The 23,167-nt window shown below is 61.9% G+C and carries 23 protein-coding genes; 18 read left to right on the forward strand and 5 right to left on the reverse strand.

Annotation, left to right across the window (positions count from 1 at the left end):
* Window positions 1–37 precede the first annotated feature (37 nt).
* Window positions 38–538, forward strand: a complete 501-nt coding sequence (locus AC1ECN_RS19960) for a GFA family protein (protein ID WP_130672565.1) — start codon at window positions 38–40, stop codon at window positions 536–538.
* Between the two features lie 270 nt (window positions 539–808).
* Here AC1ECN_RS19960 and kdgD read toward each other — a convergent pair whose 3' ends face one another.
* From kdgD to AC1ECN_RS19975, 3 genes are all read right to left on the reverse strand, one after another.
* Window positions 809–1,735, reverse strand: coding sequence for a 5-dehydro-4-deoxyglucarate dehydratase (gene kdgD / locus AC1ECN_RS19965; protein ID WP_130672566.1), 927 nt, complete (start codon window positions 1,733–1,735; stop codon window positions 809–811).
* A 32-nt stretch (window positions 1,736–1,767) separates the two neighbouring features.
* A complete protein-coding gene (locus AC1ECN_RS19970; RefSeq protein ID WP_029873219.1) occupies window positions 1,768–2,742 on the reverse strand; it encodes a mannonate dehydratase in 975 nt (324 codons plus the stop codon).
* 65 nt (window positions 2,743–2,807) lie between these two features.
* Complete coding sequence (locus AC1ECN_RS19975; protein ID WP_024321942.1) at window positions 2,808–3,518, reverse strand: FadR/GntR family transcriptional regulator; 711 nt, start codon at window positions 3,516–3,518, stop codon at window positions 2,808–2,810.
* Between the two features lie 132 nt (window positions 3,519–3,650).
* On the opposite strand from AC1ECN_RS19975, the gene AC1ECN_RS19980 reads away from it, so the two are divergent.
* Genes AC1ECN_RS19980 through AC1ECN_RS20000 form a run of 5 tightly spaced genes read left to right on the forward strand, consistent with a single transcriptional unit; the run spans window position 3,651 to window position 8,766 of the window.
* Window positions 3,651–5,246 (forward strand): ABC transporter substrate-binding protein, encoded by a 1,596-nt coding sequence (locus AC1ECN_RS19980; protein ID WP_130672567.1) that lies wholly within the window; start codon window positions 3,651–3,653, stop codon window positions 5,244–5,246.
* 20 nt (window positions 5,247–5,266) lie between these two features.
* Window positions 5,267–6,295 (forward strand): ABC transporter permease, encoded by a 1,029-nt coding sequence (locus AC1ECN_RS19985; protein ID WP_130655502.1) that lies wholly within the window; start codon window positions 5,267–5,269, stop codon window positions 6,293–6,295.
* Window positions 6,292–7,194 (forward strand): ABC transporter permease, encoded by a 903-nt coding sequence (locus AC1ECN_RS19990; RefSeq protein ID WP_130661558.1) that lies wholly within the window; start codon window positions 6,292–6,294, stop codon window positions 7,192–7,194. The genes AC1ECN_RS19985 and AC1ECN_RS19990 overlap by 4 nt, the downstream gene beginning before the upstream one ends.
* A complete protein-coding gene (locus AC1ECN_RS19995) occupies window positions 7,181–8,026 on the forward strand; it encodes an ABC transporter ATP-binding protein (RefSeq protein ID WP_130661559.1) in 846 nt (281 codons plus the stop codon). Before AC1ECN_RS19990 ends, AC1ECN_RS19995 begins: the two co-directional genes overlap by 14 nt.
* Window positions 8,023–8,766: an ABC transporter ATP-binding protein gene (locus tag AC1ECN_RS20000; RefSeq protein ID WP_072638523.1), complete on the forward strand. Its 744-nt coding sequence runs from the start codon at window positions 8,023–8,025 to the stop codon at window positions 8,764–8,766. The genes AC1ECN_RS19995 and AC1ECN_RS20000 overlap by 4 nt, the downstream gene beginning before the upstream one ends.
* Before the next feature lie 22 nt (window positions 8,767–8,788).
* Here AC1ECN_RS20000 and AC1ECN_RS20005 read toward each other — a convergent pair whose 3' ends face one another.
* Window positions 8,789–9,841: a LacI family DNA-binding transcriptional regulator gene (locus AC1ECN_RS20005; RefSeq protein WP_130661560.1), complete on the reverse strand. Its 1,053-nt coding sequence runs from the start codon at window positions 9,839–9,841 to the stop codon at window positions 8,789–8,791.
* A 245-nt stretch (window positions 9,842–10,086) separates the two neighbouring features.
* Here AC1ECN_RS20005 and AC1ECN_RS20010 point away from each other — a divergent pair, with 245 nt between their 5' ends.
* The 5 genes from AC1ECN_RS20010 to AC1ECN_RS20030 all read left to right on the forward strand — a co-directional run bounded on the left by AC1ECN_RS20010 (window position 10,087) and on the right by AC1ECN_RS20030 (window position 17,139).
* Entirely contained in the window at window positions 10,087–12,609 is a 2,523-nt protein-coding gene (locus AC1ECN_RS20010; protein WP_130661561.1) for a hypothetical protein, read from the forward strand.
* Between the two features lie 65 nt (window positions 12,610–12,674).
* The gene (locus AC1ECN_RS20015; RefSeq protein WP_130672568.1) at window positions 12,675–13,934 is read left to right on the forward strand and encodes an ABC transporter substrate-binding protein; all 1,260 of its coding nucleotides are present in this window, start codon (window positions 12,675–12,677) and stop codon (window positions 13,932–13,934) included.
* A gap of 11 nt (window positions 13,935–13,945) precedes the next feature.
* Window positions 13,946–14,983 carry a carbohydrate ABC transporter permease gene (locus AC1ECN_RS20020; protein ID WP_130672569.1) on the forward strand — a complete coding sequence of 346 codons (1,038 nt, stop codon included), beginning with the start codon at window positions 13,946–13,948 and terminating at the stop codon, window positions 14,981–14,983.
* On the forward strand, window positions 14,980–16,029 hold the full coding sequence (locus tag AC1ECN_RS20025) for a carbohydrate ABC transporter permease (RefSeq protein WP_003539547.1): 1,050 nt from the start codon (window positions 14,980–14,982) through the stop codon (window positions 16,027–16,029). Before AC1ECN_RS20020 ends, AC1ECN_RS20025 begins: the two co-directional genes overlap by 4 nt.
* A gap of 30 nt (window positions 16,030–16,059) precedes the next feature.
* Window positions 16,060–17,139, forward strand: a complete 1,080-nt coding sequence (locus AC1ECN_RS20030) for an ABC transporter ATP-binding protein (RefSeq protein ID WP_075223859.1) — start codon at window positions 16,060–16,062, stop codon at window positions 17,137–17,139.
* A gap of 112 nt (window positions 17,140–17,251) precedes the next feature.
* On the opposite strand, the gene AC1ECN_RS20035 is transcribed toward AC1ECN_RS20030, so the two are convergent.
* Window positions 17,252–17,431 (reverse strand): hypothetical protein, encoded by a 180-nt coding sequence (locus AC1ECN_RS20035; protein ID WP_024321955.1) that lies wholly within the window; start codon window positions 17,429–17,431, stop codon window positions 17,252–17,254.
* Between the two features lie 378 nt (window positions 17,432–17,809).
* On the opposite strand from AC1ECN_RS20035, the gene AC1ECN_RS20040 reads away from it, so the two are divergent.
* From AC1ECN_RS20040 to AC1ECN_RS20070, 7 genes are all read left to right on the forward strand, one after another.
* Window positions 17,810–18,019, forward strand: a complete 210-nt coding sequence (locus AC1ECN_RS20040; protein WP_018069607.1) for a hypothetical protein — start codon at window positions 17,810–17,812, stop codon at window positions 18,017–18,019.
* A gap of 9 nt (window positions 18,020–18,028) precedes the next feature.
* Window positions 18,029–18,403 (forward strand): GFA family protein, encoded by a 375-nt coding sequence (locus AC1ECN_RS20045; protein WP_024321956.1) that lies wholly within the window; start codon window positions 18,029–18,031, stop codon window positions 18,401–18,403.
* Between the two features lie 261 nt (window positions 18,404–18,664).
* On the forward strand, window positions 18,665–19,957 hold the full coding sequence (locus AC1ECN_RS20050; protein ID WP_130664561.1) for an efflux RND transporter periplasmic adaptor subunit: 1,293 nt from the start codon (window positions 18,665–18,667) through the stop codon (window positions 19,955–19,957).
* A 12-nt stretch (window positions 19,958–19,969) separates the two neighbouring features.
* Window positions 19,970–20,686, forward strand: a complete 717-nt coding sequence (locus AC1ECN_RS20055; RefSeq protein WP_003539566.1) for an ABC transporter ATP-binding protein — start codon at window positions 19,970–19,972, stop codon at window positions 20,684–20,686.
* Window positions 20,676–21,878 (forward strand): ABC transporter permease, encoded by a 1,203-nt coding sequence (locus tag AC1ECN_RS20060; RefSeq protein WP_130664562.1) that lies wholly within the window; start codon window positions 20,676–20,678, stop codon window positions 21,876–21,878. Before AC1ECN_RS20055 ends, AC1ECN_RS20060 begins: the two co-directional genes overlap by 11 nt.
* Before the next feature lie 73 nt (window positions 21,879–21,951).
* A complete protein-coding gene (locus AC1ECN_RS20065; protein ID WP_130661567.1) occupies window positions 21,952–22,311 on the forward strand; it encodes a VOC family protein in 360 nt (119 codons plus the stop codon).
* Window positions 22,312–22,534: 223 nt separating this feature from the next.
* Window positions 22,535–23,149, forward strand: a complete 615-nt coding sequence (locus AC1ECN_RS20070; RefSeq protein ID WP_130672570.1) for a GntR family transcriptional regulator — start codon at window positions 22,535–22,537, stop codon at window positions 23,147–23,149.
* Window positions 23,150–23,167 lie beyond the last annotated feature (18 nt).

Raw genomic sequence — 23,167 nt, forward strand, 5'->3', positions numbered from 1 at the left:
ATTAAGCCCATACCCGCCTCTTGAAGAAGGAGCAAAAATGAAACGCGTCGAAATGGAGGTGAGCGGCGGCTGCCAGTGCGGTGCCGTGCGCTACCACGCAACCGCTATGCTCGACAATTCGCATCTCTGCCATTGCCGCATGTGCCAGAAAGCCTCGGGCAACATCTTTGCCGCGCTCGTCGCCGCGCCCGATGAAGCGCTCAGCTGGACACGCGGCAAGCCGAGCGTCTGGAAGAGCTCGGAGCTTGTCGAGCGCGGCTTCTGCGCCAATTGCGGCACGCCATTGTTCTTCCACCACCTCGAAAACGGTCGCACCAACCTGATGATCGGTTCGCTTGACGATCCGCACGCCTTCTCGCCGCTTGCCAATACCTGCACCGAGAACATGGTGGCATGGTTCGATACGATCACGGGCATAGAAAATACCGGTGCGACCGAAAACAACGGCGCCGACTGGGCCGCGGCGATCAAGGAGAGCACCAACCAGCACCCCGATCACGACACCACCTCATGGGCGGTGAGGGGGCCCGATGGCTGAGTGCTATTCCGGCGTTTGCCAGTGCGGCGCTGTCCGTAGCCGCTGTTCCGAAAAGCCGTTGCGCTGGAAACCAACGACAGCAACAGCTTGCTTTCAAGATGATGCACGCAGGGTGCCTGAAGGTCTGCTCTTTAGGTAATTTGTGCCTCGAGCGGCCCGTCCGCTTCCTGCCCCGTGGCGGTCGTCTATCCAAGGCCGAGCCGATGTCCGTTGTTGTTGGTGCGAACCGGACGGCCGCCGGGCCACCCGGCGGCCTACTGCCGCGATATATTATTCCGCCGCGATCCGTGTGACGCCGTTGGCCTGGACGATCTTTTCCAGCAGCGCGAGCTCTTCCTGGGTAAGATCCGTCAAAGGCGGGCGCACGGGGCCTGGGTTCTGCCCGAGGACACGAAGGCCGGCCTTGATGATCGAGACGGCATATCCCTTCTTGCGGTTGCGCAAGGCGACGAAGGGGAAGAAGAAGCCTTTCAGGATCTCGTCGACGGTTGCCTGATCGCCGGTGCGCAAGGCGCCGTAAAAGCGCTGGGCAAGCGCAGGCACGAAGTTGAAAACGGCCGATGAATAGGTCGTCACGCCTGCAGCAAAATAGGCTTGCGCATAAACCTCATGGGTCGGCATGCCGCCGACATAGACGAGACGGTCGCCAAGCAGGGTGGTGATCTCGATCACCTTGTCGACATCGCCGACACCGTCCTTGAAGCCGATCAGGTTCGGGCATTCCTCCGCCAGGCGCGCGATGCTGTCGGCGGTCAGAATGGCGTTGTCGCGGTTATAGACGATGACGCCGATGCCGACCGATTGGCAAACCGCCTTGACGTGGGCGATGAGGCCCGCCTGTTCGGCAAACATCAGATAGGGCGGCAACAGCAGCAGTCCGTCCGCGCCGGCCTTTTCGGCCGCGACGGCGATCTCGATGGCGAGCGAGGTGCCGTAGCCGGTTCCCGAAATGATCGGCGTCTTGCCGGCCGACGCCTTGGCGGCCCGGACAACCTGCGGAATCTCGGCCGGATTGAGAGAGAAGAACTCCCCGGTGCCGCCGGCGGCAAACAGTGCAGCAGCGTCATAACCGGAAAGCCATTCGACGTGACGGCGATATCTAGCTTCGTCGAACTTGAGTTGATCGTCGAAATGCGTAACCGGAAACGACAGGAGACCACTACCAACGGCCTTCTTCAATTCAATCGGGTTCATCATGAAGTCCTATTCTTGACGTGTTGAAAACCGGCTCACTCGCTCTCGAGCACTTGCAGAAGTGCGGCGATATAGCCGTAGCAGAAGGCAAATGCGGTGGCGGTGGGATCCTTGCCGCTGACCGTCGGCACATGGTCGGGCATCAGCATGTATTTGAAGCCCACCTCCTTGTAGATCCTGGCCGAGCGGACCATGTCCATGTCGCCTTCTTCAGGGAAGGTCTCCATGAAGGACAGCTTGCCGCCGCGAATATTGCGGAAATGAACATTGAAGATCTTGCCGCGCTGGCCGAACCAGCGAATGACATCGTCGATTTCCTTGCCGGGATTTTCCAGCATCTCGCCGATCGAACCCTGGCAGAAATTGAGGCCGTGATACGGGTTTTCGCGCATCAGCACGAATTTCTTCAGGCCTTCCACCGTACCCAGCACCCGTGTGACGCCGCGATAACCCGGCGGCGTATAGGGATCGTGCGGATGGCAGGCGAGCCGGACGCGGTTGCTTGCAGCGACAGGAACGACGCGTTCGAGGAAATAGTCGATCCGTTCCCAGTTTTCGTCCTCGGAAAGCACGCCGGCAAGGCCGGGCTCGGCCTGCTGATCCGTCTTGTCCCAGCGGAAACTGGCATTCAGCGATCCGCCGCGTCCCGGTTCATCCGGAGTACGGGGAATGCCGATCAAGTTGAGATTGTACTTCACCGCAGGAATGCCGGCGGCTGCGGCATTCTCGATCAGCTTGCAGACGGCATCGATCTGTCTGTCGCGCTCGGGGCCGGCAAGCAGAATATCGGGATAGGAAGCCTTCTCGATCGGCTGCGAGGGCAGGGGTAACTGGATCATGTCGAGGATCAGGCCGAAGCTTTCGACCTTGTCGCGATGCCGTTCGAGATCGGAGAGCGTCCAACTGCTCGGCTTTCCCGCCGGGTCGGCGTTGATATGCTTCACACCCAGTTGCGCGAAGATACGATAATCGTCGTCATCCCGCGCTGCGACCTGTGTTCCCAGATACATTTGAGTCTCTTTCGAAATTACACAATGTCATATGACATAATATGAATGTTGAAGAGTGTCGAGCCCTATTGCTGCTCGGCAAGCATGCGGTAGCGGCGTTGGCTGGCCAGCATATGGGCGCGCATTGCCTGGCGGGCGCGTTCGGGATCCTGATCGGCGATTGCCGAGAGGATTTCGACATGTTCGGCATAAACCTTCTGAAGATAGCTGCGGTCATTGGCCTCAGGCAGTGTCGGAAACTGACCGCGGGGGATGGCTCTAGGGCCGAAATGGCGCAGGACATCGACATAGAATCGGTTGTTCGTGGCGGCGGCAATCGCCATGTGGAAGGCGTAATCCGCTTCCACGGTTTGCTGTCCGGTTTCGATCAGGTGCGCCATTCTGCGGTTGGCCTCACGGATTGCCGCCTCCTGCTCGGCTGTGCGGCGATAGGCGGCAATTGCCGCCGCTTCACCCTCGGCCGCCATACGAAACTCCAGCAATTCCAGGGTTTCCGGAATGCTTTTGATTTCCACCGGCGTCAGTGACAGAACCGAATGCGCCTTCGGATCCGCGACAAAAACGCCTTTGCCCTGGATCGGCTTGACGAAGCCTGCCGACCGCAGATCGGCTATCGCCTCGCGCACCACGGTACGGCTGACGCCGAATGTCGCTTCAAGCTGCGGCTCGGTCGGCAACTGATCGCCAACACGCAGCGTCCCCGTCTCGATTTGCGCCCTCAGCTGATCGATGACCTGTTGCGCCAGTCTTTGCCGACCACCGCCGAATGTTGTCATTGTCCGTTCCCCAATTCCTTTGCATCAAGTCTCCCGCTCGGGTCTTGCAAATCATATCAGACTTCGATAAATCATAATACGACATACGGGCGACATAATATGTCTTTTATAGTAGTCTAGGGAGGACTGACAATGAAGCATTTTTCTAAAGGCTTGTTCGTCGGCGCCGTCATCGGCGCCCTGACGATCGCTGCACCGCTCTCGCAGGCTGCCACCCCGCAGGACCAGCTGGTGGTCGGCACATCGCTTGCGCAGGTTCTGTCGCTGGATCCGCAGCAGGCGACCGAAGGCAAGGCGGTCGAGATCATGTCGAATCTTTACGATCGACTGGTCGCCAGCACGGCTGATGGTAAGATCCTTCCGCAGCTGGCGGAAAGCTGGAAGGTTGACGACAAGGGCATCACGTTTACGCTGCGCAAGGCCAATTTCGCCTCCGGCAACCCGGTCACCTCGAAGGATGTCGTCTATTCATTGGCGCGGCTCCTGAAGATGGACCAGGCCGCCGCCGCCAACCTCAAGCGCGTCGGTTACGACAAGGACAATGTCGAAAAGCTCGTCAAGGCCGTCGATGACCAGACGGTGCGGATCGATCTCTCCGACCAGGTGACGGCAGAGCTTCTGCTTTACCGGCTGACGACGACCACCACCAGCGTAGTCGACAGCGTCGAGGTCGAGAGCCACGCCGTCGACAACGACTACGGAAACGCCTGGATGCGAACCCATTCGGCCGGTTCCGGTCCGTTCACCCTCAATCGCTGGTCTCCGAACGAACTGGTGATCCTCGATGCGAATAAGGACTATATGGCCGGCGCGCCGAAGATGCGTCGCGTCATCGTCCGGCATGTGCCTGAAAGCCAGGTCGAGCGGCTGATGCTCGAACGCGGCGATATTGATATTGCCAGCGCCTTGACCGCCTCGGATCTCGCGACCTTTCAGAGCAAGAAAGGCTTTGCCATCCAGCGTATTCCGACGGGCGGATTCTACGTGCTGTCGATGAATGCCGGCAACAAATACCTCTCCAACCCGAAGGTTCGCGAAGCCATTGCCTACGGCATCGACTATAAGGGCATCGAAAAGACCATCATGGGTCCTTACGGCCGGGCCAGAAACGTTCCCGTTCCGGAGAATTTCGAATATGCCATCCCGAATCCCGATTGGCATCTCGACGTCGAAAAGTCCAAGCAGCTGCTGAGCGAGGCAGGCTTCAAGGACGGCTTCTCGCTTTCGCTGAAGACCATCGCGCAAACGCCGCGCATCGATCTTGCCACCGCCATCCAGGCATCGCTTGCTCAGGTCGGCATCAAGATCGCCATCCAGCAGGGCAACGGCTCGGAAATCATCGCCGCCCATCGCGCCAGGGATTTCGATCTGCTGATCCCGCAGACCAGCGCCTATATGCCGAACGTCCTCGGCTCGATGGAGCAGTTTTCCTCCAATCCCGACAACTCGAAGGAAGCCAACAATGCCGGCAATTTCGTCTGGCGCTCGGCCTGGGACATCCCGGAACTCACGGCCCTGACGGCGAAAGCATCGATGGAGCCGGACGCCAAGAAGCGTGGCGAAATCTATGTTCAGATGCAGAAGCTGTTCGTCGAACAGAAGCCGGCGGTGCTTCCGCTCTTCGAGCGCTTCGAGCCGATCGTCCTCAACAGCAAGGTCGAGGGATATGTGGGGCATCCGTCTCAGCTGACGCGTCTCGAGAACGTGACCAAGGTCGAAACCCAGTAATACTCCCAGGACAGCCGATCATGAAGGAACTCTCCGTAGCCGAATTTGGCCGACGCCTGGCGCATTTGCTGGTCAGCCTATTCATCCTCTTATGTGTGACCTTCGTGATCGGCCGCGTCTTGCCCACCGATCCGGTCGGTGCGATTGTCGGTGAGCTCGCCGATCCCGCCGCCTATGCGGCGATGCGGGCGCGCCTGGGGCTCGATCTGCCGATCTACCAGCAGTTTTTCCTCTATCTCAACGGGCTGGCGCATGGTGATTTTGGCACGGCCGTCCTCACCGGCAATCCCGTTTCTTCAGACCTTGCCCAAGCTTTTCCCGCAACGTTCGAACTCGCGACGCTAGCGGTGATCATTTCGACCTTCGTCGGTGTCCCGCTGGGGTTGGTCGCGGCGCTGTTTCGCGACAGCTTCATCGACAAGACGGCCCGCGTGGTCGCGCTCGTCGGTCATTCGATCCCGGTTTTCTGGTTCGGCATCGTCGGGCTCGTCATCTTCTATGCCGGCCTCAACTGGGTCGGCGGGCCGGGCAGGATCGATGTCTTTTATGAAGGCCTCGTCACGCCGAAAACCGGCCTGTTGTTGATCGATAGCCTGCTGCAGGGCGAGACGGAAATCTTCTGGAATGCGCTCGGCCATATCATTCTGCCGGCCGTCATCCTTGCCTATGCGGCGATGGCCTACATCACCCGCATGACACGCAGCTTCACCCTGGAACAGTTGAGCCAGGATTATGTCATCGCGGCCCGAGCCAAGGGTGTGAGCCCGCTCGGCACGATCTGGCACCACGTCCTGCCGAACATTGCGGTGCAGCTGATCACCATCCTTGCCATATCCTACGGCGGTCTGCTCGAGGGCGCTGTCGTGACCGAGATCGTCTTCTCCTGGCCGGGCATTGGCCAGTACATGACCAACGCGCTGATGATCGGCGACATGAACGCCATTGTCGCCGGCACCATCATTGTGGGATTCATTTTCATGTTGTTGAACTTCCTGGCCGACGTCGCTTACGCCGTCTTTGATCCGCGCATGCGGGAGGCGGCCCGATGAGCGATGTCATCCGCAGCGAGATTCAGATCCGCCCTCCAAGTGTGTCGACCCGTATCGCGGCGTCGTTTGCGCGCGCCGGCCGCAAATTGGCGGCCGAGCCGCTTGGTCTTGGAGGGTTTGTCATCCTCGGTCTGCTTTGCTTGATCGCGATCTTCGCGCCGCTCCTGGCGCCTTACGATCCGGCCATACAGTCGCTTGGCGAGGCCTTGCAGCCGCCGAGCCTCGCGCACCTGGCAGGCACGGACGAATTTGGCCGCGACATCTTGAGCCGCCTGATCTTCGGCACGCGCATCACTATCCAGACCGTGCTGTCGATCTCCTTGATCGTCGGGCCGATCGGCCTGTTGATCGGCGTCGTTGCCGGTTTCTTCGGAGGGCGCACCGATGCGCTGCTGATGCGCGCCACCGACATCGTTCTCTCTTTCCCGTCGCTGATCCTGGCTCTGGCTTTTGCTGCGGCACTCGGCGCGGGCTTGACCACGGCAATCATCGCAATCTCGCTGACCGCATGGCCGCCGATTGCGAGGCTCGCGCGCGCTGAGGCCCTTGTCGTCAGAAACGCCGACTACGTGGTCGCCGCCCGCCTTTATGGCGCCTCGCCGATGCGCATTCTTCTGCTCTATATCGCGCCCATGTGCGTTCCCTCGGTCATCGTTCGCCTGACGCTCAACATGGCGGGTATCATTCTGACCGCAGCTTCGCTTGGCTTCCTCGGGCTTGGCGCCCAGCCGCCGGCCCCGGAATGGGGCGCGATGATCTCCAGCGGCCGCAAGTTCATGCTGGATTATTGGTGGGTTGCCGTGATGCCGGGTATCGCCATCCTCCTCACCAGCCTTGCCTTCAACATCGCCGGAGATGCTCTGCGCGACATTCTGGATCCTCGCCATGCAAGATCGTGATCTGCAGCCCGTTCTTTCCGTCGAAGGATTGAGCGTCCGTTTCGGCCGGGGTGCCGTGCCCGCCGTCTCCAATGTCAGTTTCGACGTCGGGCGCGAACGCGTCGGGATCGTCGGAGAATCCGGTTCCGGCAAGTCGACGACTGGTCGCGCCATCATGCGTCTTCTGCCGCCGGCCGCGGTGGTCTCTGCCGAGCGTCTGGATCTCGCCGGCAGTTCACTGCTGTCGAAGACCGAACGTCAGATGGGTGCGCTGCGCGGCAAGGACATCGCGCTGATCATGCAGGATCCGCGCTATTCGCTGAATCCGGTGCTTTCGATCGGCAAACAGATCGCCGAAGCCGCCCGCCTTCACCTCGGTCTTCATAAGAAACAGGCGCATGAGGCTGCCCGCGCCATGCTGGAGCGCGTGCGCATCAGCGATGCGGAGCGGGTCATGGCGCTTTATCCGCATCAGATCTCGGGCGGAATGGGCCAGCGCGTGATGATCGCCATGATGCTGCTGGCGCGGCCGAAGCTTGTCATCGCCGACGAGCCGACCTCGGCGCTTGATGTCAGCGTCCGCAAGGACGTGCTGCTGCTGCTTGATGAACTGGTGCGCGAGAACAATTCCGGACTGCTGTTGATCAGCCATGACATTCGCATGGTGGCAGCTTTTTGCGAGCGCATCATCGTCATGTATGCCGGCCGGATCGTGGAAACGCTGACCCGTCTCGAGGAGGCGCGCCATCCCTATACCCGCGGGCTGATCGCTGCGCTGCCCGACCCCAGGAAACCGGTTCGCCGGCTTGCGGTTCTCGACAGGACGAAACTCGATCTGGAGACGGCGCAATGATCAATGTGCGTGACCTCGATGTCGTCTTTGCCTCCGGCAAATCAAGCAACCATGTCGTCAGGGGCATCAGTTTTCAGGTTGGCCAGGGGGAGACGCTTGGCATTGTCGGTGAATCCGGATGCGGTAAATCAACGGTGCTGCGGTGTCTCGCCGGCATGGAGGCCGGCTGGACCGGTCACATCGAGCTTGGCGGCAAACCGATCGGCAAGAAGCGCTCCCGCGAGGAGCTGAAATTTGCCCAGATGGTGTTTCAGGACCCATACGGATCCCTGCATCCGCGCCATCGTATCGGCACCGCCTTGGCCGAGCCGCTGCGCGCCATGCGCCATTCGGATATCTGGTCGAAGGTCGAGAGGGCGTTGATCCAGGTGGGTTTGCCGGCGAGCTTCGCAAACCGTTTTCCGCATGAGCTTTCCGGCGGCCAGCGGCAGAGGGTGGCAATCGCCCGGGCCCTGATCCTGTCGCCGCCCATCCTGTTGCTCGACGAGCCGACATCGGCGCTCGACGTCTCGGTCCAGGCCGAAATCCTCAACCTGCTTGCCGATCAGCGCGAGGAAAAGGGCCTGACCTATCTGCTTGTCAGCCACGACCTCGCAGTCATCGCCCATATGTGCGACCGGGTGCTGATCATGAAGAACGGTTGCTTCGTCGACGAGCTCACAAAAGCGGATCTGCAAGCCGGCACCACGCATGATGCCTATGCGCGTGAACTGTTTGAGGCGAGTTTTATCGAGGCTTGATATCCTCGATCGCGGTGTGGGTTCAGCGGCCCGCCGTTGCGGCAGGGATGCGGACAGCCGCAACGCTGCCCCTTTCGACAAGATGGCAGGCAAGCTCGACCCGCCGCCGTGGGGCAGCAAGGCCGAGCATCATGTCGCGCAAAAGATCGAGCGCGGTGGCGCCGAGTTCGCGCATCGGAATATGCACCGTCGAGAGCGGCGGATTGAGAAAGGCCGACTGCGGCAGGTCGTCTATGCCCATCACCGAGATGTCCTGCGGCACGGCATAACCCATGGCTTGCAATCCGCGCACCGCGCCATTGGCCAGACTGTCGCCCGCCGTCAGGATGGCGGTGAAGGTGAGGCCTTTCTCGCGGACAAGACGGGTGACGGCCTCGGCGCCGAGTTCCGGCAGCCAGTCATCGACTTCGAGCACCAGATCGGCATCGGCCGTCAGCCCATGATGCTGCAGGGCATCGCGCCAGCCCTCAAGGCGCCGCTCGATGGTCCGCCGCCCCGGCCTCAGCATGAACAGGATGCGTTGATGCCCGGCCTTGATCAGCCGCTCGGCAGCGATGAAGGCGGCTGAACGGTTGCAGGGCGTAACACTCGAAAGCCGCATATAGGGATCGTCGCTGTTGACCAGCACGACGGGCTTTCCGAGATCAGCGGCCGCTGCCAGCATCTCCTCTTCGTCGACGGTCAGGATCAGCATGCCGCCAAAGCTCGGATCGTCACGCATCTCGGCGACGACGCGGGCTTCATCCCCCTTGCCGGCAATGGGGCGCATCGCCAGTTCGATGCCGAGGGCGGCGGCACGCGCGTTCAATCCTTCGAGCACATAGAGCGTGAACTGGTTGCGGACATAGTCGATCATCGCCGCGCCGGAGGCGACGAGCATGACCTTCTTGCCGGCAACGCTGGCCGGCAGCGCGTAGCTGACCGCACTTGCCGTTTCCAGCACCAGCTTGCGGATCTCCGGCCTGACGCCCTTTTCGCCGGCCAGCGCACGCGACACCGTGCTGATCGAGACGCCGCATCGGGCGGCAATGTCGTCGAGGCGCGTGCGCCTGCCTTTTTTCTCTTCCGCCGCCATGTCGTCTCCTCGCTGTCTGTTACTATGCAAAAATCTTTCAGATTGCGCAAATGGAATGCCTATGCACAATTGTTGCTGAGGAGTCCGCGGCAAGCGGCAGAGCAGGGAGGCTTTGAAATGTGGCTAGACCGCCAGTCCATGCGTCGGCGTTTTACCCGGCGTCCCAAGGATCGAGCATGATGCCGAAAAGTGTGAGCGGTTTTCGGACGACCTCATGCTCTAGCTGTTCTCGGGCGGGCTGAAGCATGACCGCCGAGCAGCAATCTCATCTCCGCCGTGCAACGGTGAAGGAAAGCCCGATCGTCTACTGGCAGCTCGCCGACCTGTGGCAGGAGCGCTATGACGTCGCCGACCGTCCGATGGACGGCAGCATGGATCCCTTCTTCTTCGTCACCAAGACGAAGAACTTCATTCCGCATGAATATCCCTGCCGCACCGAATTCAAAAAGTCCTTCTCCGGCCGGCGGCCGCAACCGGCTGCCGAATTCGAAGCTGTCCGCTGGTGGCTTCCCTTTGCTTCCCCGCGTGTCGATCTCTCCGGCTTCTGGTTCCGCCCGACACGCATCGGCTGCTGGGCGCGCACCTTCCTCGATGTCCAGTCTGCTGGGGCCGCGACGCTCCGTCTGTCGACCTGCGGTGGCGCGATCCTCTTCGTCAATGGCCGCGAGCAGGGCTTCATGGCGCCTTATGAGCGCAATCTCGAAGCCGAGCAGCTGTTCGAGGTCGAGCTGGCCGCCGGCCTCAACGAGATCCGCGTCTATTTCGACGATCTCGCCGAGCGCGACGCTCGCTTCTATTTCCAGCTGGATTATGTCGATGGACCGGAAGTTGAGACCGTCGTGCCTGTTCCCATCGCCGCCGGCGATGCGGATGCGCTGGAGGTCATCCTCGAAGGCATGCGCTTCGACCGCACCGCCTATCTCGGCGACGACGTGACCATCCTTTTTCCCGCGCCGCTGCCGGTGGCGCTGAGCTGCCATGTCGAGATCGAAGGCGACTTCATGTCGATCGAGCGCTTCGACTATGATTTCGAGCTGGAAGCGGGAGCAACGAAACTGGCGCTCGGCGCCTCGGCCGATATGCCCGCCGATTTCCGCCATTTCCGGATTACGTTCAAAACAGGTGCGCTTTCTCTCGGTCGCACGCTCGGCGTGGAGATCTGTCATCCCGAGCGCCAGGGCGAGGCACCCGCCGCCCTTGAGGACCGCGTCGCCGAGGCGCTGGCCGAGGTCGCCGGCCATTCCGAGCCCGACACGGTCTGTGCTTTCGCGCGCCTCGCGCTGGGGCAGGGCGGCGAGGAAACCGAGGCCATGATCTCGGCCATGCTGCCTGTTATCGAGGATTGCCACGACTGCGCCGATTTCGTGCTGGTGCCGCTGCTCTTTGCCTATACGCGCTGGAGCGATCTGCTATCACCTGCGCTGCGCGACAGGATCGAACACGCCGTCCTCAATTACCGCTACTGGATGGATGAGCCCGGCAACGACGTTCAGTGGTATTTTTCGGAAAACCACGCGCTTCTCTTCCATACCGCCGCCTATCTCGGTGGCAGGCTTTTCCCCGATGCCGTCTTCGTCCGCTCCGGCCGCACCGGCGCCGTGCAGATGCAGGTCGGCGAAGAGCGTGTCCGCGCCTGGCTCGATCATTTCGAGCGCTGGGAAATGGCCGAGTGGAATTCCGTTCCCTATTTCCCGATCGACCTCAAGGGCCTGACGGCGCTCGCCGCCTGCGCGCCGGATGAGACGATCCGCAACCGCGCGAGCGCCAGCATCATCCGCCTGATGGAGATCGTCGCCCGCTCGGCCCATCATGGCATGCTGACCGGTAGCCAGGGCCGCTCCTACGAACATACGCTGCGCCCCGGCCGCTCGGTCGAACTCTCCGCCATCGCCCGGCTGCTCTGGGGCCGCGGCTGGTACGGCCGGCGTGTCCACGCCTTGCCGCAGCTTGCCGTCTGCATTCGCGATCATGGCCTGCGTTTTCCAGAAGCACTTGCGGCGATTGCGGCGCACCAGTCCGACGACGCGCAGGAATGGACCTTTTCCCAGGGCGAAAACCGTTTCGCTGCCCTCTATCATTATAAGACCCGTGACACCGCGCTCGGCACCATCGCCCATTATCGTCCCGGCGCCTGGGGCTATCAGGAAACCGTGCTGCATCTGCGTCTGGGCGACCGGCCGGAAGCGCAGATCTGGATCAACCATCCCGGCGAAACCATCCAGTTCGGTTATGGCCGGCCGAGCTTCTGGGGCGGCTGCGGGACATTGCCGCGCGTGCACCAGTATCGCGATCTGGCGATCCTCGATTTCGAGATCCATGAGGGCCAGCCGGATTTCACCCATGCCTGGTTCCCGCTCGAGGCTTTCGACGACACGGTGGTTGACGGCAATCTGGCGTTCGCCCGTTCCGGCAACGGCATTGCGATGCTGATCGGCAACGGCGCATTGGAGCCGGTAAAGCAAGGCCCGACGACGGATATCGAGCTGCGTCTGGCCGGCCGCAACGGCCGCTGGATCGTCCGTCTCTCCGATGTCGGGCGTGAGGTTGGCCTTGACGGCATGCAGGCGCGTTTCGCTACGCTTTCGGCCCGCCGCGACGACGAGGGCGCATTGATCGTTATCGATCCGGATTATGGCCGGGTCGTTTTCGAAGAGGACGGCACCGTGCGTGCCGAAGGCCGTATTCTTCGCCCGCCGGACTGGTCGGTGCGAGGAGACGCGGTACATCTGAAGATACCGGCCAGGCAGCCTCGGCGCGCGGCCTCGTAGACGACGTGTCCGGCAGGTGGAGGACCGGCCAGACGCAGGAATTGTTCGATCAAGAGGAGGAAAAAATGACCAGAATGAAATCGATCGGCGCGGCTTTTGCTGCTGTTCTCTTGAGTTCCGTTGCCGCCCATGCCGGCGACGTGCGCATCATGTGGTATTCCGATGGCGGCGAAGGCGAGGTGATCAAGGATCTGCTGTCGCGCTTCTCCAAGGCCAATCCTGACGTCAACGTCATCCTCGACGAAGTCTCCTACGACGTCGTCAAGGAACAGCTGCCGGTGCAGCTCGAAGCCGGGCAGGGGCCGGATATCGCCCGCCTCACCAATCTGAAGGCGCCGGCACAGCACTGGCTCGATCTTCGCCCCTACCTCACCGACGCGAAATATTGGGAGGATAATTTCGGCGCCCAGGCCGACTGGATGCGTCCGGACGGCTCGAACGCCATCACCGGCTTCATGACGCAGCTGACGCTGACCGGCGGCTTCGTCAACAAGACGCTGTTCGAGCAGGCCGGCGTCGAGATCCCCGGCCCGAAAGCCACCTGGGACGACTGGGCGGCGGCGGCCAAGAAGGTCGCCGACAGCCAGAAGGTCTTCGCCATGGCGATCGACCGCTCCGGCCACCGCGTTTCCGGCCCGAATATCTCCTACGGCGCCAACTATATCGCCGCCGACGGCAAGCCGGCACCGATCGATCAGGGCGCCAAGGAGTTCCTCAGCCGCTTCGTCAAGTGGAACGAGGACGGCATCGTCAACAAGGATGTCTGGGTCAGTGCTGCCGGCACCACTTACCGCTCTGCCGCCGAGGACTTCATCAATGGCGGCCTTGCCTATCTTTATTCGGGCAGCTGGCAGGTCTCGGGCTTCGCCCAGAAGATCGGCGACAGTTTCGACTGGGTGATGGCGGGAAGCCCCTGCGGTTCGGCCGCATGCTCCGGCATGCAGGGCGGCGCCGGTCTGGTTGCCGTCAAATACACCAAGAACCCGAAGGACGTCGCCAAGGTGATGGATTACCTGGCAGGTGCCGACGTGCAGAAGGAATTTGCCGAACGCAGCCTGTTCATTCCCGCGCATAAGGGCGTCGCCGCCGGCCAGATGGACTTCAAGACCGACAATCCGCATGTGCAGGCGGCGCTGAAGGCCTTCGTCGAAGCGGCCGGCCAGACGGCGGCACCCGCCATGAAGCTGCCGGGCTGGAAGTGGTCGGATGCCTACTACAGCGCCATCGTCGCCCGCATCAGCCAGGTGATCGCCGGCGAAATGAAGCTCGACGACGCCTATGCCCGCATCGACGAGGACATCAAGGCCAAGGTCGCCGGCAACTGACGGAAGAACAGATGACGGCGAAGACGGTTTCTTCTGAACCACCGGCGAGAACCGGTCTGCGGCAGGCGCTCTTGGCGCCTGTCCGGCTTGCCATGGGGATCGTCGACATTCCCATGCGTGGCTGGCAGAAACTGACCGGGCTGAACGGCATGGCGGGCGTCTTCCTGGCGCCCAACATGCTGATCTTCACTGTCTTCGTGCTGCTGCCGCTGGTCATCAACTTCATCTATTCGACGACGAGCGGCAGCGCCATCTTCCTGCAGAACAGGACCTATGTCGGCGCCGACCAGTACCGCATCCTCTTCGATTGCCGCAGCTATCTCGATCCCTCGACCTGTGCCGCCGACACTTTCTGGGCGGCCGTGCGCAACACCGCCGTCTTCGTCGTCTTTCAGGTCACGGTGATGCTGATCGCGGCGCTCGCAACCGCGTTGATCCTCAACCGCGAGCTTTCCAATCGCGGCTTCTGGCGCGCCGTCTTTTTCTTCCCGGTGCTGCTGTCGCCCGTCGTCGTCGGCCTGATCTGGAAATGGATCCTGCAGCGCGAGGGCCTGCTGAACTATGCGCTGAGCCCCTTCGGCTTCGAGCCCTTCTCCTGGCTCAGCGATCGTTTCTGGGCCTTCTTCTTCGCCGTCTTCGTCTCGGTCTGGGCGCATATGGGCTTTTATGCGCTGATCCTGCTCGCCGGCCTGCAGGCGATCCCGCGCGATCTCTACGAGGCGGCGGCGATGGACAGCGCCCGTCCGACCCGCATCTTCCGGCGCATCACCCTGCCGCTTCTGATGCCGAACCTCGTCGTCGTGCTGGTCTTGGCGCTGATCCGCGCCGTGCAGATCTTCGACGAGGTCTTCGTTTTGACCGGCGGCGGGCCGGGCACCAGCACCATGTACATCACCCAGTATATCTACGAGACCGGCTTTGCGAGTTCGCTGCGCAATCCGGGGCTGGCTTCCGCCGCCTCGATCCTGATGGGCATCGTGCTCGTCATCCTGACGCTGGTCCAGCTCGGCGTCAGCAGCCGCAACGAGAAGAAGGGAGCACGCCGATGAGCGCAGTCTCTGCGTTTCTGCTCCGCCGCCGCGGCCGAGGCTGGCACTGGACGGATGTCGTCACCTGGATCTGGCTGATCTCAGGCGTCTTCCTGATGTTCGGCCCGGCCGTCTGGCTGGTCTTCTCCTCCTTCAAGACGCCGGCGGCCCTTGCCGAGTTCCCGCCCTCCTTCCTGCCCTATGTCACCGAACAGGCAGTGGTGCCGGGATACGACAAGCCGTTGCCGCTCTATAATGTCGCAATGCCGGATGGCAGCACGCGTGTGCTCGCTGAAGTCCGCCGCATCGGCATCATCGGCCAGATGGTCGATCCGAAACAGCCGGGCGAAATCGTCAAGGCGAATATCAAGGACCGCACGCCGGTGCGCCAGGTCGAATTTGCCGGCGGCAACTACACCGAACCTTTCCAGCGCTTCGATTTCTTCCTGTTCCTGCGCAACTCCGTCTTCGTCACCGTCGTGGCGACGGCCATTACGCTGCTCGTCAATTCCATGGCCGCCTTCGCGCTGTCGAAATACCAGTTCCCTGGCCGCACCGCCGTCATGCTGATGATCCTGGCGACGCTGATGGTGCCGCTTTCGGTCATCGTCGTGCCGCTCTATTCCGTCATCGGCACGCTGAACCTCTTCGACAGCCTCTGGGGCGTCATCCTGCCGACGGTCGCCACCCCGACGGGAGTCTTCCTGCTCAGGCAATACATGCTGACGATCCCCGACGAATTGCTCGACGCCGCGCGCATGGACAAGGCCAGCGAATGGCAGATTTACTGGCGCATCATCCTGCCGCTGTCTGCGCCGGCTCTCGCAGTGCTGGCGATCTTCTCGGTCGTCTGGCGCTGGAACGACTTCCTCTGGCCGCTGATCGTGCTCTCGCGCAAGGAACTCTATACGCTGCAGGTCGGCCTTAACGTCTATGCCGGCGAGCTCAATGTGCAATGGCACTACATCCTCGCCATGACCGTCGTCTCGATGATCCCGGTCGTGCTGATCTTCGTCTTCCTGCAGCGTTTCATCACCACAGGCATCGCCGGCTCGGGGCTGAAATAGACCGGCTTACATATAAAAACAGGAGGGTGCATGAGCGGGCTCGAACTCACGAACATCGTCAAGAATTTCGGCGCCGTCGAGGTCATTCGCGATGTCTCGCTTCATGTCAACGACGGCGAGTTCGTCGCTTTCGTCGGCCCTTCCGGCTGCGGGAAATCGACGCTGCTGCGCCTCATCGCCGGCCTCGATAAGCCGACTGGCGGCAACATTGCCATCGACGGCAAGGATGTTACCGCTATCAGCGCCGCCGATCGGGGCCTGGCCATGGTCTTCCAGTCCTATGCGCTCTATCCGCATATGAGTGTCAGGGAAAACCTCGCCTTCGGGCTCGAGAACACCAAGGTGGCCAAAGCCGAGATCGAAGCGCGCATCATGGACGCTGCGCGCATGCTGGAGATCGAGCCTTTCCTGCAGCGCCGTCCGGGCCAGCTCTCTGGCGGACAGCGCCAGCGCGTGGCGATCGGCCGCGCCATCGTGCGGCGGCCGGATGCCTTCCTGCTCGACGAGCCGCTATCCAATCTCGACGCCGAACTCAGGGTCAGCATGCGGGCCGAACTGGCGGCCCTTCACGCCCGCCTGAAGGCGACGATGATCTATGTCACCCATGATCAGGTCGAGGCGATGACGCTTGCCGACCGCATCGTCGTCTTGAGAAGCGGCAGGATCGAGCAAGTGGGAACACCGCTGGAACTTTACAACAAGCCGGCCAACCGCTTCGTCGCCGGCTTCATCGGCGCGCCGCACATGAATTTCCTCGAAGGTGCGATTGTTGGTCACGGGGGCGGCTTCGCTGAGGTCGAAACCGTCGGCGGCCATCGACTTTCCGTCATTGCCAAGGAGGCCCGCCCGGCTGGCGAAAGGGTCAGCATCGGCATCCGCCCGCAACATATCACGCTTGCCGGCGAGGGCTCAGCGAGCAGGCTGGACACTCGCGTCACCCTTGTCGAAGAGCTGGGCTCGGAGACGGTGGTTCATGCCGACGCAGGCGGGAAGAAGCTGATCGCTGTCTTTGCCGGCCAGCAGCGGATGAAATCAGGCGACAGCCTGCCGCTGCATCTCGATCCCGACGTACTGCACCTCTTCGGCGAGGACGGCCGGCGTCTGTCCTAAAGCATGGCGCGCAAAAGTGTGCAGCGGTTTTGCGATAACGACATGCGTGTAACAAGCCCAAAACAAAGGCCCGCGCCGAAGCGCGGGCCGAATTTCATATAAGAACAGAGCTTTAGTGGCTGTTCTTGTGGCTTTGTTGGCCAGCCTTTACATGCTGTTCATGGCTGCCGCCGCGGGTTCCGCTGGACTGCGCGTCGCGGCCAACTGAGGCGCTGCGGGCATTAGAGTCGTTCTTGTGACTCTGCTGTCCAGCTTTGACGTGCTGTTCATGGGTTCCACCTTGGTTTGCCATTCGGTTCTCCTTGGGTTTGAACGAGGCCACGTCGACCTCGATGGGAAAACCGGCTCCCAGCGGATGTGTTCCGGATTTTAATATTTCGTGATCTCCGCTCGAAAAGAAGGAGATAAGGAAGCGAACCGGGCGGGTCGGGAGCTCGACTGCCATTTCGTTGACCATCGGGAGAAAGCGGAAAAATCCCGATGTTCTCCAGCACCGCCGCGTCCGCTTGGCGCGGCCCGCAACCTCGGTCCGAAAATGCGCATAACGGCGAAAAGGTTCCAGGAAAACAACCGCATTCCCCCATGCCTGAAGCCTGGACGAGGCGCGCCGGCTCTTTCCAAATCGACAGGTCGCACTAGCTTAAAGGGGACGTGACGAAAGGAGAAACCTATGACCGACGCACCGAATACGGCGACCCCGGCGCGAAGAGTGTTGCGTGGCCGCCCCTACAGCATCGGCGAATTTGCCAGGAAATACCGGTTGGACGACAAGGAGGCAAAGCGCCTCTACGACAAGTTCGGCCCATCGGCCACCGAACTCGACCTGTTGATGGCCGCAAAGCGGCGCCCGCCGAGCCTGCCGACCAATCTCGACGCCTGACGGCCCACCATGAGGATCCGAACCGGAAGCTGCCTTTGCGGGGCGGTCGCCTATCGTGTGGAGGGCGAGCCGTTGCGCACCGGCCTTTGCCACTGCGCCGATTGCCGCAAATCGAGCGGCTCCGCCTTCGTCTTCTTCGCGGTCTGGCCGCGCCAGGCTTTTTCCCACAGCGGCGAGATCGCCACTTTCGCCGGCCGCAGCTTCTGCCCCACCTGCGGCGGCAGGCTTTTCTGCCTCAGGGAAGACGAGGCGGAAATCCGCCTGGGGTCCCTAGACACTCCGCCGACCGACCTTGCGCCCGGCTATGAAGTCTGGATCAAGCGGCGTGAACCGTGGCTGCATCCTTTGCCCGGCGCGGGCCAATTTGCCGAGGATACGAATTGATGGGCGCTGAAGCGCGTCGCGATCGAGATCGCTTGCCACGCTTTAGATCTTTGATTTGCCGCATGTCGTTATCGCAAAACCTCCGCACAGTTTTGCGCGACATGCTCAATCGCACCGAAACTTGACTTTTCTTACCAATATTTCATTTCACCCATCCGCAATTCCGTGCCAGTTCGGCGGCAACGCTAATCGCCGGTTCATCTGCACTGTGATTATTTCGTCGCAGAGGCCGCAAGCGGCCACTGACTGATTGAGGACGACATGAACAAGATCGTAAGCGGCAGCGAAACCGGAGCAAAGACAGGCGCAGCGTCCGATCTCGCCGCGGTCCTTGCTGCATCGGGACGGCAGGGCAAGCGCAGCCGCTGGCGCGGACGCCTGCTCATCCTGCTGATCCTCATCGCTGCTGCCGCAGTCGCCGCTTATTTCTATATGGGCCGTGGGCAAAGCGAATTGAGCTATGACACCCAGCCAGCAAAACGCGGTGACCTGACGGTGCTCGTCACTGCCACCGGCTCCGTGCAGCCGACCGAGCAGGTGGACATATCAAGCGAGCTTTCCGGCACGGTTCGCGACGTCAACGTCGATTACAACAGCACGGTCACATCAGGCGAAGTGCTCGCTCTCCTCGATACCAACAAGCTCGAGGCGGATGTGAAGAGCTCGCGCGCCAAGCTCAATTCGGCCAAGGCGAACGTCGTCAAGGCCAATGCCGATATGCAATCGGCAGGTACCTCGCTCGAGCGGTTGAAGAGCCTGGTCAGAAGCAACGTCTCCACCCAGCAGAGCCTCGACGACGCCAGTTACAAATATGATTCCGCCGTCGCCGCCAAGCAGATCAACGAGGCCGAGGTCCTGGCCTCGGAAGCCGACCTGCAACTGGCTGAGGTCAATCTCGCCAAAGCGAAAATCATATCGCCGATTGACGGCGTCATCCTCACACGCTCCGTCAATCCGGGCGCCACGGTCGCAGCCTCGCTTTCGGCGCCGATCCTTTTCACCATCGCCGGCGACCTGAAGAAGATGGAGCTACAGGTTGATGTCGACGAGGCCGATGTCGGCCAGATCGCTGTCGGCCAGAAGGCGAAATTCACAGTCGACGCCTATCCCGACCGCACCTTTCCCGCCGAGATCGAGCAGATCCGCTTCGCCTCCGAAGTGGTCAACAATGTCGTGACCTATAAGGCGGTCCTGTCGGTCGATAATGCCGATCTGCTGCTGCGCCCCGGCATGACGGCAACGGCTGATGTCACCGTTGAGGCTGTCAAGGACACGCTGATGGTGCCGAACGCGGCGCTGCGCTACGCCCCGGCACAGGCGGAAAGGCGCGGCCGCGGTATTTTCGGCCTCTTCGGCCCGCCGCGCCAGCGCAACAACAATGCCGGTCCGGCGCTGAAGGGCGCTGAGCGCCGCGTCTGGGTGCTGCGCAACGGTCGCCCGGCGCCTGTTGTCATCCAGGTCGGTTCATCCGACGGCCAGTTCACCCAGGTCGTCTCCGGCGACATCAAGGAAAACGACGCACTGGTGACCGACGCCACGACGCGTGCGAATTAGGCGGAGAGACGGATGGCAAGCCCGCCGCTCATCGAATTCAGGCAGGTCTCGAAAATCTACGGCGAGGGCGAGGCGGCGATCCGCGCGCTCGACCACGTCGACCTTGCGATCAACGCCCATGAATTCGTCGCGATCATGGGGCCGTCTGGCTCCGGTAAGTCGACGGCGATGAACATTCTCGGCTGCCTCGACGTGCCGAGTGCCGGCGACTACATCTTCGAAGGCATTCCGACCAGCGGCTTCGACCGCAGCCAGCTGACGCTGCTGCGCCGCCACATGCTCGGCTTCGTCTTCCAGGGCTTCAACCTCCTGTCGCGCACTTCGGCCGTCGAGAACGTCGAGCTGCCGTTGATCTATCGCGGCATGGCGGTGCGCGAGCGGCGCGAGCGAGCCCGCGAGGCCTTAGCGCTCGTCGGCCTCACCGGGCGCGAACATCACAAGACGCAGGAACTGTCAGGCGGCCAGCAGCAGCGTGTCGCCATCGCCCGCGCCATCGTCACCGAGCCGGCGCTGCTCCTCGCCGACGAGCCCACTGGCAATCTCGACACCAAGACCAGCGTCGAGATCATGGATCTGATGACGCGGCTGAACCGCGAGCAGGGCATCACCATCGTCATGGTCACCCACGAGCCCGATATCGCCGCCTATGCGCAGCGGCTGCTGCGTTTCGTCGACGGCAAGCTGGAGACTGAGGTCGAGCACCGGAGGAGGGCGGATCATGTTCTTTGAGACGCTGAAGCTGGCGCTGCGGGCCATCAGCCGCAACATGCTGCGCTCGTTCCTGACCGTGCTCGGCGTCGTCATCGGCGTTGCCGCTGTCATCGCGCTGGTGACGATCGGCAACGGCACGACCGCGCAGGTCTCGACCGAGCTGTCGCGGCTCGGCACCAACATGCTGTTCGTCCGTCCCGGCCAGTTCGGCCCCGGCCGGGCGAGTTCCGAGGCCAAGCGTTTCAGCGTCAAGGATGTCGCGGCCATCCGTGACCAGATCACTGGTCTGCGAGCGGTGGCGCCGCTCAACCAGTCGACGGCGACCGTGATTTTCGGCGGCCAGAACCATTCCACCAGCGTCTCCGGCACCACCAACGATTATTTCATCGCACAGGATTGGAACCTGGCGCTCGGCCGCAATTTCACCCCAGCCGAGGAACGCGGCCAGGCGCGCTGCATCATCGGCGAGACGGTGCGCTCGCAGCTCTTCGGCAGCGCCGACCCCACCGGCCAGCAGATCCGCGTCGGCAAGGTCTCATGCCCGGTCATCGGCGTGCTTGCCAAGCGCGGCCAGTCCGGCATGGGCAACGACCAGGACGATGTCGTCATCATGCCGGTCAAGGTGTTCCAGCGACGCATCAGCGGCAACAGCAACGTGCCGCAGATCATCATCTCGGCGCGCGACGGCGTCTCCACAGCCAAAGTGCAGTCCGATGTCGAAAATCTTCTGCGCGAGCGCCGCAAGATCGTGCCCGGCCGCCAGGACGATTTCAACGTCAACGACATGACCCAGATCGCCGAGGCGATGACCGGCACCACGACGCTGCTGACCGGCCTGCTCGGTGCCGTCGCGGCGATCAGCCTGCTCGTCGGCGGCATCGGCATCATGAACATCATGCTGGTCTCCGTCACCGAGCGCACCCGCGAAATCGGCATCCGCCTGGCGATCGGCGCGCTCGAAAGCCAGGTGCTCACCCAGTTCCTGGTCGAAGCGGTGGCGCTGTCGCTGTTCGGCGGCATCACCGGGATCGTGCTGGGCTTGAGCCTCGGTTTCGGCGCCGTGACGTTGCTGAAAGTCCCCTTCGTCTTCAGCCCCCTGATGGTTGCCGTCGCCTTCCTGTTCTCCGCGGCGATCGGCATGATCTTCGGCTATTTCCCGGCGAGAAGGGCAGCGCAGTTGAACCCCATCGAGGCGCTGCGGCATGAATAATGCGTCATGGCAAAACGCATGATGTCTCTCTACTCCCGTCAATCGAACGCAACCGCTATCGGAGGTCAGCATCATGCCGCTCAACAGGCTGGTGATCTACGCCGGCAACGTCGAGGAAACGGCGCGCTTTTATGAGAAGCACTTCGGTTTCAAGGCGACCAGCCTGCCTGGCGACAGAATCATTGAACTGGTCGCTCAGGACGGCGGTGCGAATATCATGCTGCACCGGGCCGCGAAGGGGCAGCGGAGCGGCCAATCCGCGGTCAAGCTGGTCTTCGACGTGGAGGATGTCGAGGCCTTTTGCAGTCGATGCGCGGAGAATGGCCTCAAGTTCGGTACCATCCATAAAGCCGATGGCTATCTGTTCGCCAATGCAAAAGACCCTTGTCAGAATTCGATCTCGGTTTCCAGCCGGGCTTTTCGCAAGGGGTGACTAAGGGGTAGTGCCGGCCTGATGACGTAGGCGAGCCGGTGTGCCTCGGTGGGCCGGGGCGGGTGGCTCGAGCCTGCACCGCGCAGACGTCAATGCCTCGCCGAGTTTCACGCCTCGCCTATGTTATCTATCTGTCTCTATTCTGATATTTCAATGCCGACTTGTCTTCGGTTTTTGACCGTGTCACTATGTGATATATCAGACTTGGCGACGGAGCTCCGTATTGCAGACTTCACAGAGCCATCTTGCCTATCTCGCGCTGGAGCATCTGATCGTGACGCTGGCGCTGAAACCCGGCGCGCTGGTCACTGAAAAGCAGCTGATCGACATGGCGGGCCACGGGCGTACGCCGGTGCGCGAGGCAATCCAGAAGCTCGCCTGGCAGGGACTGATCCTGGTGAAGCCGCGTGTCGGGCTGCAGGTCGCCGAGATCGCGCCTGAGGATCATGGCAATGTCATGCAGGTGCGCCGCGAGCTGGAGCCGATCGCGGCAAGCCTTGTCGCTGAACATGCGAGCGACGAACAGCGCGCGCGTCTCCTCGACTGCGCCCGCGCGATGGAGGAATGCGCCGTCAGCGGCGATCTCGCCGGCTTCTTCGCTGCCGACAAGGCCTTCGACGAAATCCTCGAGGCTGCTTGCCCGAACGGCTTCATCACGGCAGCACTCGGCCCGGTGCAGACGCATTCACGTCGCCTCTGGTACTCCACCGCAAGCCCGGAGCGCATGGATCGCTCCATCTCGCTGCACGTCGCCGTCATCCGCGCCATCCATCAGGGCAGGCCGGATGAAGCGCGCACCACCATGGCGGTGCTGATCGATTACCTTAGCCACACGTAGAAACGGCTCCGTTTCCGG

The sequence above is a fragment of the Rhizobium sp. 01N447_2 genome, from assembly GCF_056399245.1.

What these genes read in the sequence shown, in the direction of transcription:
- AC1ECN_RS20035 (WP_024321955.1), bottom strand. Translation starts at nt 17,431, where the DNA reads ATGGCAAACCAAGGTGGAACCCATGAACAGCACGTCAAAGCTGGACAG.
- AC1ECN_RS19980 (WP_130672567.1), top strand. Translation starts at nt 3,651, where the DNA reads ATGAAGCATTTTTCTAAAGGCTTGTTCGTCGGCGCCGTCATCGGCGCC.
- kdgD (WP_130672566.1), bottom strand. Translation starts at nt 1,735, where the DNA reads ATGATGAACCCGATTGAATTGAAGAAGGCCGTTGGTAGTGGTCTCCTG.
- AC1ECN_RS20060 (WP_130664562.1), top strand. Translation starts at nt 20,676, where the DNA reads ATGTTCTTTGAGACGCTGAAGCTGGCGCTGCGGGCCATCAGCCGCAAC.
- AC1ECN_RS20015 (WP_130672568.1), top strand. Translation starts at nt 12,675, where the DNA reads ATGACCAGAATGAAATCGATCGGCGCGGCTTTTGCTGCTGTTCTCTTG.
- AC1ECN_RS20040 (WP_018069607.1), top strand. Translation starts at nt 17,810, where the DNA reads ATGACCGACGCACCGAATACGGCGACCCCGGCGCGAAGAGTGTTGCGT.
- AC1ECN_RS19975 (WP_024321942.1), bottom strand. Translation starts at nt 3,518, where the DNA reads ATGACAACATTCGGCGGTGGTCGGCAAAGACTGGCGCAACAGGTCATC.
- AC1ECN_RS19960 (WP_130672565.1), top strand. Translation starts at nt 38, where the DNA reads ATGAAACGCGTCGAAATGGAGGTGAGCGGCGGCTGCCAGTGCGGTGCC.
- AC1ECN_RS20055 (WP_003539566.1), top strand. Translation starts at nt 19,970, where the DNA reads ATGGCAAGCCCGCCGCTCATCGAATTCAGGCAGGTCTCGAAAATCTAC.
- AC1ECN_RS20025 (WP_003539547.1), top strand. Translation starts at nt 14,980, where the DNA reads ATGAGCGCAGTCTCTGCGTTTCTGCTCCGCCGCCGCGGCCGAGGCTGG.
- AC1ECN_RS20045 (WP_024321956.1), top strand. Translation starts at nt 18,029, where the DNA reads ATGAGGATCCGAACCGGAAGCTGCCTTTGCGGGGCGGTCGCCTATCGT.
- AC1ECN_RS20005 (WP_130661560.1), bottom strand. Translation starts at nt 9,841, where the DNA reads ATGGCGGCGGAAGAGAAAAAAGGCAGGCGCACGCGCCTCGACGACATT.
- AC1ECN_RS19985 (WP_130655502.1), top strand. Translation starts at nt 5,267, where the DNA reads ATGAAGGAACTCTCCGTAGCCGAATTTGGCCGACGCCTGGCGCATTTG.
- AC1ECN_RS20030 (WP_075223859.1), top strand. Translation starts at nt 16,060, where the DNA reads ATGAGCGGGCTCGAACTCACGAACATCGTCAAGAATTTCGGCGCCGTC.
- AC1ECN_RS20000 (WP_072638523.1), top strand. Translation starts at nt 8,023, where the DNA reads ATGATCAATGTGCGTGACCTCGATGTCGTCTTTGCCTCCGGCAAATCA.
- AC1ECN_RS20050 (WP_130664561.1), top strand. Translation starts at nt 18,665, where the DNA reads ATGAACAAGATCGTAAGCGGCAGCGAAACCGGAGCAAAGACAGGCGCA.
- AC1ECN_RS20020 (WP_130672569.1), top strand. Translation starts at nt 13,946, where the DNA reads ATGACGGCGAAGACGGTTTCTTCTGAACCACCGGCGAGAACCGGTCTG.
- AC1ECN_RS20010 (WP_130661561.1), top strand. Translation starts at nt 10,087, where the DNA reads ATGACCGCCGAGCAGCAATCTCATCTCCGCCGTGCAACGGTGAAGGAA.
- AC1ECN_RS19970 (WP_029873219.1), bottom strand. Translation starts at nt 2,742, where the DNA reads ATGTATCTGGGAACACAGGTCGCAGCGCGGGATGACGACGATTATCGT.
- AC1ECN_RS19995 (WP_130661559.1), top strand. Translation starts at nt 7,181, where the DNA reads ATGCAAGATCGTGATCTGCAGCCCGTTCTTTCCGTCGAAGGATTGAGC.
- AC1ECN_RS20065 (WP_130661567.1), top strand. Translation starts at nt 21,952, where the DNA reads ATGCCGCTCAACAGGCTGGTGATCTACGCCGGCAACGTCGAGGAAACG.
- AC1ECN_RS19990 (WP_130661558.1), top strand. Translation starts at nt 6,292, where the DNA reads ATGAGCGATGTCATCCGCAGCGAGATTCAGATCCGCCCTCCAAGTGTG.